This is a genomic window from Parasphingopyxis algicola (genome assembly GCF_013378075.1).
Classification (GTDB): Bacteria; Pseudomonadota; Alphaproteobacteria; order Sphingomonadales; family Sphingomonadaceae; genus Parasphingopyxis; species Parasphingopyxis algicola.
Window position 1 is genome coordinate 1401555 of sequence record NZ_CP051131.1, and the last position, 11616, is coordinate 1413170.

The window sequence follows — 11616 nt, forward strand, 5'->3', positions numbered from 1 at the left end:
ACGACGCCGGGCTATCGGACGGCTCAGGGGAAAGGCCGCTGCGCGTCGCTGAAAGACCGGACTGGAGAGAATTCGGTTCCGGCAGGCCGTCCAGCGCGCCCGAAAACCGCGGGGCTCGCGCAGTCCGGACAGAGAGTCTGACGGTTCCATATGTCCAAATGATTGGACAGATGCTATGTCCACGTCAATCGGCTTGTAAGGAGAGCAGGTTGCCGGACGGGCGTATAGCGATCATCGGCGCGGGCATCGGCGGGCTCGTGAGCGCCGCATTGCTCGCCGCCCGCGGCCAGGCCGTCACCGTTATCGAAAAGGAACAGACGCCCGGCGGCAAGGTGCGGCGCGTGAATGTCGACGGCGCCGAAATCGACGGCGGGCCGACCGTCTTCACCCTGCGGGACGTGTTCGACGAAATTTTCGACTCGGCGGGCGCAAGCCTCGACGATCATGTCACCATGCGGCGCGCGGATATTCTCGCCCGCCACGCCTGGGGGCCCGACGAGCGGCTCGATCTGTTCGCCGATCCGGTGCAGAGCGAAGCGGCGATCGGCGAATTTGCCGGCGCACGGGCGGCTCGCGGTTTCCGGACGTTCAGTGCCGAGGCCAGGCGGATTTACGATTTGCTCGATGCCTCGTTCCTGCGCGCCAGCAAAACCTGGCCGCCCGGCCTGATGCAGCGGATCGGGTTGTGGCGGATCGGCGCGCTGATCGCGCTGCGGCCCTATGAGAGCCTGTGGCAGGTGCTGGGCGAGCATTTCCGCGGTCCGCGCCTGCAGCAGCTGTTCGGGCGCTATTCGACCTATTGCGGCTCCTCGCCGTTTCAGACTCCCGCGACATTGATGTTGATCGCCCATGTGGAATCGCAAGGCGTCTGGCTGGTCGACGGAGGGATCAGCGCGCTGGCCGAAGCGCTCGCGACCGTCGCCCGGAAAAATGGGGCGGTGTTCCGCTATGGCGAGACGGCACAGGAGATCGCGATCGAAAACAACCGCGCGGCCGGTGTGCGGCTGGCCAGTGGCGAGCATATCGCCGCCGAAACGGTGATCGCGAATGCAGACCCGGCCGCGATCGCCCATGGCCGGTTCGGCGAAACGGCCAGCCATGCGGTTCGCAAAACGCCGGCGCGCAGCCGTTCCCTGTCGGCTTTCACATGGCTCGCCCATGCGCGGACCAGCGGCTTCCCGCTCGTCCGCCATAATGTCTTCTTCTCGCCCGACTATCGGCAAGAGTTTCGCGACATCAACCGGGGCGGTCTGCCAAGCGATCCCAGCGTCTACATTTGCGGGCAGGATCGCGACGCCTCGGACGCCCCATGTCCCGAAGGCCGCGAGCGCCTGCAGATCATCGTCAATGCGCCGGCCAATGGCGACACTCATGAATATACCCAGATGGAGAAAGACGGATGCGCCACGCATATGATGGAGAGCCTGGCCCGATGCGGTCTGGAGCTGGAGCGGCCGCTGCCGCACGAGCTGGCGACGCCCAACGAATTCGAGGCGCTGTTCCCGTCGACGGGTGGAGCCCTTTATGGACAGGCCTCGCACGGATGGGCGGCCTCCTTCCTCCGGCAGAGCGCGCGGACGCGGATCCCTGGGCTCTACTGCGCCGGGGGAAGCACCCATCCGGGGGCCGGGGTGCCGATGGCCGCCTTGTCCGGGCGGCTGGCGGCCGAGACACTGATGCAAGACCGCGCTTCGACCGCCTCGTCCCGCCGCAGGGCTATGGCTGGTGGTATGTCGACGCGATCAGCGACGACGGCCTCTTCGGGCTGACCACCATCGGCTTTATCGGCAGCGTCTTCTCCCCCTATTACAAGAAAAGCGGCCGCGGCAATCCCCACGATCATGCGTGCCTCAACGTCGCACTGTACGGCCCGCGCGGCGCGCGCTGGACGATGACCGAACGGCCGAGCGAAAATGTCGAAACGAGCGCCGACGATTTTGCCATCGGCGCGAGCGCGATGCGCTGGACCGGCGACGGACTGGTCATCGATATCGAGGAGCGCGATATCCGGCTCGGTGTGCCTTGGCGGCGGGGAGTGCGCGGTCAGGTGAAAGTCTATCCCGAAATGCTGAACGGAACCGCCTTCGCGCTCGACCCGATGGGCAAGCATATCTGGCATGCGATCGCGCCGCGCGCGCAGATCGAGGTGGAGATGGAGCGGCCCGATATCAGCTGGCGCGGCAGCGGCTATCTCGATTCCAACAGGGGCGCGGAGTCCCTCGAAGACGGGTTTCGCGACTGGCACTGGTCGCGCGCGCATCTCGGGCGCGAAGTCGCAGTGATGTATGAAGGCCGGCGGCGCGACGGATCGACTTTCGCCAGCGCCTTGCGCTTTGATGCTGCGGGCGTCCCGCAAGATGCCGAACTGCCGATGGTGGCGCCGCTGCCCAACACATGGTGGCAGATGAAGCGGAAAAGTCGCGCCGATCGCGGCCATGCAGGTGTGATCAGGACCTGGGAGGATTCGCCCTTCTACGCACGCTCGACGCTGGCGACGCGTCTCTATGGAGAGCCGGTTACGGCCGTGCAGGAAAGCCTATCGCTCGACCGGTTCCGTTCGCCCGTCGTCCAGTGGATGCTCCCCTACAAGATGCCCCGTCGCCGCCTCTGATTCCTTGCGCGCGGCCTCTTGCTTGTCCTTCCTGATCTCGCGGTTGACCGACCAGAGCTGCCACAAGGCGAGGCCCAGCACGACCGAATAGGTAAAGGCGATTTCAATCCAGCCGAAATTTTCCAAAATGCCTACCCCGCTCCCGTATCGACGACGTTCCCTATAGCATGATCCGCCGCGAACCGCCGAACCAGCGCCGCGGCGAGGTCCGGACGCTCCTCATGCGCGAGATGGCCGAGCCCGTCGAGCATCTCGATTTCGGCATCGGAAATCAACGCGGCCGCCTCGCGCATCGCCGAAGGCGGTACGGCCGTATCCCGCGTCCCGTGCGCGAGCAAAATCGGTGCCGATACCTCCGGTAGCCGCCGTTTCAGCGTCTCGAGATCCCAATTGGCCATCATTCCGATCGCCCCGTCGACATGGCCCGATCGGCCGAGGAGCCTGGTATAGTCCCGCACGCCATCGCCATCGATCCGCGATCCCGTCGAGCGGGCGAGGAAACGCTCGACCTCACCCGAGCGGCGCGCAACCCCGGCGAAGATCCGTGGCGCAAAGGGATTGACGAACAGCATTTTCGCCATCGCGGGAAAGAGCTTCGCCGCAAGTCCGGGAAAGGGAAGCAGGGCTGGATTGAAGGCGACGATCGGCCCGTCCGCAGCCCTGTCGAGGCTCAACTGTATCGCAATCGCGGCACCAGCCGAATGCCCGACCGTCATCGCCGGTTCGGCGTCGAGCGCGTCGAGCAGCTCCTTTAGCGCACCCGCAACGGCCGGCAGCGAGACCCCGCTTCGAGGGCGCCCGCTCGTGAAGCCGTGGCCCGGCAAATCCGGCGCGACGACTGAAAAATGTTCGGCGAGTAGCGGCGCGAGCGCGCGCCAGCTATGCGTCGCCGCGCCCGTGCCGTGGAGCATCAGCAATAACGGCCCTGTACCCATCGTCTGGACATGCCAGCGCAGCCCGGCCGCCTCGACGAATCGGCTGGCCTCGCGATTGGGCCAGTCGCGGCCGTCCGTCTCCCAGTGCGGCGGCGTGGTCATGCCGGAACGGCCCGGTCCTGCAGCGCGTCGACCGCGCCATGGAGCGCAGCGGCATCGGCACGCGGCAGCGGCAGATAATCCATACGCAGCGCCGCGGCGAGTTCGGTCGCCTCGGGCTGTGCGCGCGGCGAGATATCGACGACGACGCCCGCCATCCCCGTCACAGCGATCCGTTTGGCCGCCGCTTCGCTATCCTCGCGCGCCTGTTTCCGGCCCGGCTTTCCATCGCGCCCGACATTGGCCTTGCCATCGGTGAGTGTCACGAGAAACGGCGTCCGCCCCCGGGTTTCGACGAGCGCGCCGAGCGCGCCGGCCATGTCGAGTCCGGCCGCAAGCGGCGTACCGCCGCCGCCCGGAAGTTCGGCCAGCGCGCGCCGCGCCCGGGTCAGCGACCGCGTCGGCGGCAGCAACAGCTCCGCACCTTCCCCCCGAAACGCGATCAGCGCGACCTGCGCGCGCTTGACATAAGCCTGGGCCAGCATCAGCTCGATCGCTCCCTTGGCCTCGGCGAGCCGCGCGAGCGCCGAGGAACCAGAGGCATCGACCGCAAAAATAGTCACGGTGCCCGACCGTTCCTCGAACCGTCGGATACGAAGATCCGGGCGGCGGATGCGAATGCGGCGCGGGGCATTCTCGCCTTCCTCTTCGCGGCGCAGCGTTTGCCAGGGCGCCGCAGCACGCAGCGTGTCGATCAGAGCCAGCCGCGAACCGCCCCCGGGCATGCCGGGCCGCGCGGCAAGCGGCCGGCCGCGCAATTGCGATTTGCGTCGCTTGCCCGCTCCGCCGCCGCGCGACGCCCCGCGCTGCACGCCGTCTCCGATCCGGTTCAATATGTCCGGCGGCACCGACGCTGCCGCCGCGGCCAGCACCATATCCTCCAGCGAGGGCAAATCTTCGCCCGCATCCTGATCATGGGCCTCGCTCTCCTGCGGCTCGCGCGGTGTTTCCTGTTCCGCCTGCTCGGGCGCGTCAACAGCCGGAATCCGTGTCGCACGCGGTGCCAGGACAAGGCGCGCCGCCACGATGATATCCTCCTCTTCGACGGTCTTCCGCGCATCGAGTGCCGCACTCGCTCGCGCCGCCCGTACGGCAAAGAGCAAAGCCCGGGCCGAGCCCACGCCAAGCGCCGTCGCCGTTCCGGCCAAGGCGCGCAACGCGTCCGCATCGGGTTCCGCGACCTGGGCCGGACCGATTGCCGTCTTCCGGCGCACCTGCGGAAAATCGAGCGAGGCGATGCCGGTCAGATCGCAATGAAAGGCGACGCGTTCGGTCAATGCGGAGGGCGGCCTTTCCTCCTCACCGCAGCCATCATCGAGCAGCACCAGCCCGATCGCCGCCTGCATCGTTCCGGCGACCCCGTCGCGCTCCACCTGCACGGCGTGCCAGTCGAGCACCTGACCGATCCGACCGGCAATCGCCTCGGGCAAACGCTCGGCCATCGGCGCTATCACGACGCCACCATCGGCTTCGGCGAGCAGGCCTTTCTGGAGCACCGCCCTGCCGGCGCCCAAGCTCGCCGAAATATTGAGCGCGCCGAGCAGCCGGCCGTCATCGATTGTGGCGGGCATGCGCCGCAGCGGCATGTTATCCGGGAGGCCCGCTTTCAGCTGGTCTACCAGTGCATCGCGCACGGGTCCCGCGCCGCGCAGCCAGAGGCCGCCAAGGCCGTGAGGGTCCAGTGCGAAGAGCCGGGCCGCCGTCAGCGCATCGGCAAGAGGATCATGGGCAGGCTCTGGCCCGCTCACCCGAACAGCTCGGCGATCGCCCGGTCGATCCGCGCCGTCGACCCTGTTTCGTCGAGTACGTCGCGGCGCAACCGGTGCCGCAACGCCATCGGCGCCACCGCGATCAGCTGCTCGCGCGCTACTTTCTTCTTTCCCTCGAGCGCCGCCAGAGCCTTGGACGCACGCATCAGGGTCAATTCGCCACGCAACCCGTCCGCACCAACCGCCACGCACAGTTCGGCGGAATCGGAAAGCACCGCCTCGGGTACGACGATCGTGTCGAGCGCCTTCTGCCCGCGCGCGATCTGACGCAGAATCTTCGCGTCGGCCTTTTTCCACTCTTCGGCAAACGTCTCCGGATCCCGCTCCTGCGCATCGCAGCGGCGCATGATCTCGATCCGCTGTTCGATATCGTCCGGCGTCTTCACCTCGACCGACAGGCCGAACCGGTCGAGCAGCTGAGGCCGGAGTTCGCCTTCCTCCGGATTGCCGCTGCCAATCAGCACAAAGCGCGCCGGATGGCGGACCGAAAGCCCCTCCCGCTCGACGAGATTTTCGCCCGAAGCTGCAACGTCGAGCAACAGATCGACCAGATGATCCTCGAGCAGGTTGATCTCGTCGATATAGAGGAAACCGCGATGCGCACGGGCGAGGAGGCCCGGCTCGAACGCCTTTTCGCCCCTGCCGAGCGCGCGTTCGAGGTCGAGTGCGCCGACCACCCGGTCCTCGGTCGCGCCGAGCGGCAGGTCGACAAAGGGCACGGGCACGCGCCGGACGCGCTTGCCAATCGGTTCCTCGGGATAATTCTCGCGCGCGTCGGGATCGCAGTTGAAGCGAGTCCCTTCGATAACGCGCATCGGTGGCAGGAGCGCCGACAGCGCGCGCGCGGCCGTCGACTTGCCGGTCCCGCGATCGCCGAACACCATCACCCCGCCGATCCTGGCGTCGACGGCCGCGATCAGCAGCGCCCGTTTCATCTCGTCCTGGCCAACGATCGCGGAAAAGGGAAAAGCGGTCATGGGACAGGATTACCACTTCAGCCCGACGCGGCAAGTGATCCGCGCGACGTGAATTCACGCGAACGGGTGTCCGACGCGTTGCGCCGATAAGGACAGGCGGCCCCGAAGGACCGCCCGATTGGCTATGCCGCGATAAGACGTTCCGACTGCGGTTCGGCTTCGAGCCAGGCCCAAGCGTCCGCTTCCTCTTCGCTTTCGAAGCAACGAACCTCGACCCGGAACATCGGATCGAGTGCCTGGATCATCGTCTGCATCCAGCGGGGCGCACCGACGACCGCATAACGATCCAGCGTGCGGATCATGTCGCGCTTCATCGCCCAGAAATCCTCATCCATCAGGCCCGCCGGCGCGAGACCGCGATAGCTTTTGATCCGCCCCAGCAGCCGTTTCGGCTGCCCATGTTCGAGCCGGTCGTTGAAATGCTCGGCAACGGCGTCGAGCTCGTCGGCCGAAATCTTTCCGTTGAGTTCGAAACCGAGCACATCCGGACTGTCGGTTTCGATGATCTTGAAGGATGGCCGGTGCGGCAACTCCTCCTTGCCTTCGACCCAGGCCAGCGCTTGGTCGCGTTCGTCCATCGTATAGGTCTCGTAGGCGATGCCGGGCAGCAGGGCGCTTTCGATCCGCGTTGCCCAGCGGATCCATCTCGTGTCGCTGACAACCGCGACCCGCCCGAACCGATCCAACTTGCCGACCATCTGCCAGCCCCGCGCCATCTGCTGACCGAAGCCTTCCGTATCGAAACCTTCATAGTCGCCGATTTCGAAGAAGAGATGAGTCTTTTCGTTCGCGTCGATCGCGGCTTCGATCCGATCGAACATCTCTTCCATCTCGGCCTTGGAAATATGGCCGCCCATTTTCGCGGCGATCACATCGTCGGCGCTCGGCAGGAATTCCAGCATCTCAACCTCCATCTCGGATTCTCGTTCGGCTAATGTTGACGACGGTATCGCACTGCCCCGCTGGCGACTTGATCCAGCGCAATTTGGCCTGTGCCGGATGCGCTGTGGTATCCGTCCACATGCTATGATCGATGCCTTCGAAGGGAGCGAAATCGATGGCGAGAATGCACGCTATGCAGCTGGATGCCCCGGATCGCGGGCTGCATATGATCGAACGGCCGATGCCCGTCCCGCAGGGTACCGAGCTGCTGATCGAGATCGGCGCCTGTGGTGTATGCCGGACCGACATTCACGTCGTCGATGGCGACATTCACGGCACCCTGCCGATCGTACCCGGCCACGAGATCGTCGGGAGGGTCGCTGCCCTCGGGCCCGAAGCGAACGGCTTCGAGCTCGGCGATCGGGTCGGCGTTCCCTGGCTCGGACGGACCTGCGGCCGCTGCCGCTACTGCCGGGCGGAGCAGGAAAATCTCTGCGACGAGCCCATATTCACCGGTTTTTCGCGCGACGGCGGCTTTGCGAGCCATGTGGTCGCCGATGCGCGTTTTTGTTTAGCGATACCGGACATATTCGACGATGCCCACGCAGCCCCTTTGCTCTGTGCGGGCCTGATCGGATTCCGGTCGCTGAGGATGGCGGGGGATGGCCGGGAGATCGGTCTTTACGGTTTCGGCGCGGCGGCGCATATCGTGGCCCAGGTCGCGATCTGGCAGGGCCGAAACGTCTACGCCTTCACGCGCCCGGGGGATGAGAAAGGCCAAAAATTCGCGCGATCGCTCGGATGTATCTGGGCGGGATCTTCGGATGAGGCGCCACCGACGGAGCTGGACGCGGCGATCATCTTCGCACCAGTCGGTGCGCTCGTCCCGGCGGCTTTGCGCGCGGTGCGCAAGGGCGGCCGGGTAATCTGCGCCGGCATCCATATGAGCGACATTCCGGCCTTTCCCTACGCCGATCTCTGGGAAGAGCGTTCGATCCGGTCGGTCGCCAATCTGACCCGCGAGGACGGCACCGCCTTTCTCGATATCGCCGCCAAGGTCCCGATCCAAACCCATGTGACCGTGCTACCGTTGGGCGACGCCAATATCGCGCTCGATCGGCTGCGCGCCGGGGAAGTGGATGGCGCGGTCGTGCTCTGCCCGTAGCGCGATCCGGCCCCGGGGGGACGAGCGCCTATACCTTGTCGGCGTAGATGAGCCGGCCGGGGCCAAGCCGATCGAGCACCTGCGCGATATCGGCATGCGAAAAGGCAAAACAGCCCTCGCTGCGCCCGAGCTTGCCCTGCTCCTGCACAACTTCCGGATTGGCATACCAGGCCGAGTGGATGACGATGGCGCGCGCCTCGGCATTGCTGTTTTCCGGATCGAGGCCCGCGAGCCGGCGGGACGGGCCGTGGCTGCCCGAATAGGCCCGGCCGGTCAGATACGCTCCGGACGACGTGGCCGCCGACCCCGGAACGTTGGAAAAGCGCTGGAGCCAACCGCTATGGGACGGATCCGATCCCCGGCCATGGGTGACCAGCAGGCGCTCGGCACGTCCGCTCGCAAGATCGATAATCGAAAAGCGCGGCAGGCGCGACGGCGCGTTGAAATCGGCGACGCCGATCAGGTCGCGATGGACGATCGCGTCTTGGTGGCGTTGCAGCGCGGCGAGTGCCCGCTGCAACAGGTCTCCGTTCGGCGCGGCCGGCGTGACCGGGGCGGTTGCCGCCGCCGGGATGCTTGCCGCAAGCGCGCCGCCCGCTACCATAAAGTGTCTGCGCGAAATTCTGACCATCGAAAACACTCACTCCAAACAACGATAAACGGCGAATATCTTTATCGTCCGACCGCCTGCCTATAGGTAGAAGCCCGTATTTGCCGCATAGGCGGCTTGGCGGAGACAGTTCGCATGAAAATGCTCCTTTCCGCGCTGTTCGGACTATCGCTCGGCCTCGCCGCGCCGGCCTTCGCACAGGAGGAATTGACCGAAATCCCGCTGGCCGACATTCCGACGGAAACGGCGACAATGCCCGATCATCCCTATCCTGTCGCGCTGCGGGAAGCCCATGCCGCGGAGACCGACCTCGCGCGGCGCGCGACGCTCGCCGCGAATCTGGAACGCTGGCGGCGGATGCCGGCATCGCTCGGGCCACGCTATCTGATCGTCAACGCCGCCGCCTTCGAAGTCACTCTTTGGGAAGGTCGGCGGGAAATGGGCCGGTGGCGCGTGATCGTGGGTACGCCGCGCACACCCACCCCGATTTTCCAGGCGGAAGTTTCGGGCGTGATCTTCAATCCGTGGTGGGAAATTCCTGCCAGTATCGCGGCCGAAGGTATCGCATCGATGGTCCGCAACCGGCCGGCCGCGGCCCGACAGCGCGGCTATGTCTATCAAAACGGCCGCTATCGCCAGCGCCCCGGCCCCGGCAACGCACTCGGCCTGATGAAGCTGGTCATGCCCAACCCATATAGCGTTTTCCTGCACGACACGTCGAACCGCACATTGTTCGAGCGGGACGTTCGTGCGCTCAGCCATGGCTGTGTCCGGGTGGGCGATGCGATAGGTTTCGCGACGGAGCTGTTGGCCGCACGGCCGGGCTGGAACCGGGCGCGCACCGACGAAATTGTCGCTTCCGGGCAGACGATGCGTATCGATCTGCCCGAGCCCATCCCCGTCTATATCGGCTATTTCACGGCAGAACCGGCCGAAGACGGGACGATCCGCTATTTTACGGACATTTATAACCGCGACCGGCGATCGGCCCAGCTCAGTTCGATCGAGACGGATGTGGACGGAGAAGATCCGCGCTGCCGCGTCTCATAGGCGAAGGGCCTGCGGCTTGACCGAATCTCATTCCGCTGGGGATTCGATTCAGCCGTCCGCAGGCCCCCACCTGTCGAGTCATCGCCGAATGGCATCGCTCTGCTATGCTTGCGCATGGGAAGAACGGGGTAGCCTTCGACTCGTCTTCAGGCAGCTCTCATTATCGGGCTGGAGCGAACCGCCCAATTGACTCGGATCAAGCCTCAGAAAGTTTTTCGCGGTCAACGATCAGCATAGCTCAGGTCGATGGCCAAAGCGCCCGGATATCGCGTGGCAAGCCGCTCTTGATATCATCCACCTCGCCCGGCGAAAGGCGCGCATCCAGCAATGTGAAAACCGCACGGACCGCCGCCTCTGGATCGGCATTCGGGTCGGTATCGAAGGCGGATTCCACGGCGGCGATAAATTCGGCCGCGTGCTTGTAGTCCGTTTGCGGACTGGAAGGCCGCCAACCCTCATAATAGATGCCGCGCACCAGGATCGGCAGCTGCGCGGCGACGTGCACCGCTTCGTTCACCTGCAGCCGATCGCGCAACGTGTGCAAGGCCGATCTCAGCAACCGGTACGCCCGCTTCTTGTCGTCCCAGTCGAGCATCTTCATCAGCTCGTCGAGCCAGATATTGGCGTCCTGAATGGCCTTGTCGAATATTCGCAAACCCAGCGCACTCATGGCTGATCTCCTCTGATTGTTGGGCCTTGCCGAAGCACGGTTCAGCCGAAGGCCGGACAGGCACCGACCGCGGGCCGGCCGACCTCGGTCGGCACCGGCGACGCATCCAGCGCGTCTTCCTCGATAAAGATCGTCTTCCACTGGCCGCTTTCGCCCGGGAAATTGTCGAACATCGCCGCGACGAGATACGGCATGATCTCGTTCAAATGGCTGTTGATGCCGATGCTCTTCGTCCGGCCCTCGAACAGCGGTTCGGATTGCGGTTGGCCGGCCGACCGGATGTCCATCCGCAGCTCGCGCACATATTGCGCGACAGTCGATACGACCGGCGGCTCCCAGCAGCGATAGCCGTACCATTGCGGGTTGAACGGCTCTCCACTTCGATAATAGTAACGGTAGGAGCAGCGCGGCCAGGACGAGATGATCCGCGGCGCGCCCTCGTGGATCGAATAATCGATCTCTGCGATGAGCGAAGCGTCCCCGGCATCCGCGACGGGCGTATAGCCGGCATTGGCCAGCCGTTCCGCCAGCATCGTCCGATAACCGGCAAATTCGAGGCTGGATTGCGCTCGCGGATCAACGGCGACGACCGCCACCGTCTCGCCGGTGGGCGGCGGCAGACGATGGAGCCGGTACACGTCGCAGGAAACACCGGGTGTGCACGCCGAAACAACAAGGGCGGCCATGACGGCGATGACGGCGGCGCGGACGGACGACAGCGAATGATTCATCATGAACTAATGATGCCGCCATTCGAGCGAGTCGAATTGCGTTCGATCAAGTTACGACGACGGGAGCTCGCCGACGCGGATTTGAATCGCGCAATTGATTTTGCGCAATTCGCCAAG

At 65.3% G+C, this 11616-nt stretch carries 11 protein-coding genes; 4 read left to right on the plus strand and 7 right to left on the minus strand.

The genetic code is table 11. The annotated features are described in order from the left end of the window. The first annotated feature begins 209 nt into the window (after positions 1-209). Positions 210-1769, plus strand: a complete 1560-nt coding sequence (gene crtD / locus HFP57_RS06955) for a 1-hydroxycarotenoid 3,4-desaturase CrtD (RefSeq protein WP_246263458.1) — start codon at positions 210-212, stop codon at positions 1767-1769. A gap of 122 nt (positions 1770-1891) precedes the next feature. Further along, positions 1892-2611, plus strand: coding sequence for a hydroxyneurosporene dehydrogenase (locus tag HFP57_RS06960; protein ID WP_176869107.1), 720 nt, complete (start codon positions 1892-1894; stop codon positions 2609-2611). A 131-nt stretch (positions 2612-2742) separates the two neighbouring features. Here the strand turns inward: HFP57_RS06960 and bchO are convergent, their stop codons facing one another. From bchO to HFP57_RS06980, 4 genes are all read right to left on the minus strand, one after another. After that, positions 2743-3648 (minus strand): alpha/beta fold hydrolase BchO, encoded by a 906-nt coding sequence (gene bchO, locus HFP57_RS06965; protein WP_176869108.1) that lies wholly within the window; start codon positions 3646-3648, stop codon positions 2743-2745. Beyond that, on the minus strand, positions 3645-5393 hold the full coding sequence (locus tag HFP57_RS06970) for a magnesium chelatase subunit D (protein WP_176869109.1): 1749 nt from the start codon (positions 5391-5393) through the stop codon (positions 3645-3647). The genes bchO and HFP57_RS06970 overlap by 4 nt, the downstream gene beginning before the upstream one ends. Beyond that, entirely contained in the window at positions 5390-6391 is a 1002-nt protein-coding gene (gene bchI, locus HFP57_RS06975) for a magnesium chelatase ATPase subunit I (RefSeq protein ID WP_176869110.1), read from the minus strand. Before bchI ends, HFP57_RS06970 begins: the two co-directional genes overlap by 4 nt. A 122-nt stretch (positions 6392-6513) precedes the next feature. Continuing rightward, positions 6514-7293 (minus strand): SpoIIAA family protein, encoded by a 780-nt coding sequence (locus HFP57_RS06980; RefSeq protein WP_218135078.1) that lies wholly within the window; start codon positions 7291-7293, stop codon positions 6514-6516. A gap of 173 nt (positions 7294-7466) precedes the next feature. Between HFP57_RS06980 and HFP57_RS06985 the strand changes: the two genes are divergently transcribed. Then, positions 7467-8438 carry a zinc-dependent alcohol dehydrogenase family protein gene (locus HFP57_RS06985; protein WP_425500731.1) on the plus strand — a complete coding sequence of 324 codons (972 nt, stop codon included), beginning with the start codon at positions 7467-7469 and terminating at the stop codon, positions 8436-8438. A gap of 28 nt (positions 8439-8466) precedes the next feature. On the opposite strand, the gene HFP57_RS06990 is transcribed toward HFP57_RS06985, so the two are convergent. Further along, positions 8467-9042: a murein L,D-transpeptidase catalytic domain family protein gene (locus HFP57_RS06990; protein ID WP_246263459.1), complete on the minus strand. Its 576-nt coding sequence runs from the start codon at positions 9040-9042 to the stop codon at positions 8467-8469. A 141-nt stretch (positions 9043-9183) separates the two neighbouring features. Between HFP57_RS06990 and HFP57_RS06995 the strand changes: the two genes are divergently transcribed. After that, the gene (locus HFP57_RS06995) at positions 9184-10098 is read left to right on the plus strand and encodes a L,D-transpeptidase family protein (RefSeq protein ID WP_176869114.1); all 915 of its coding nucleotides are present in this window, start codon (positions 9184-9186) and stop codon (positions 10096-10098) included. A gap of 238 nt (positions 10099-10336) precedes the next feature. On the opposite strand, the gene HFP57_RS07000 is transcribed toward HFP57_RS06995, so the two are convergent. Beyond that, positions 10337-10768 (minus strand): DUF2267 domain-containing protein, encoded by a 432-nt coding sequence (locus HFP57_RS07000; protein WP_176869115.1) that lies wholly within the window; start codon positions 10766-10768, stop codon positions 10337-10339. A 41-nt stretch (positions 10769-10809) separates the two neighbouring features. Beyond that, positions 10810-11502 (minus strand): DUF4136 domain-containing protein, encoded by a 693-nt coding sequence (locus HFP57_RS07005; RefSeq protein WP_176869116.1) that lies wholly within the window; start codon positions 11500-11502, stop codon positions 10810-10812. Positions 11503-11616: the final 114 nt, after the last annotated feature.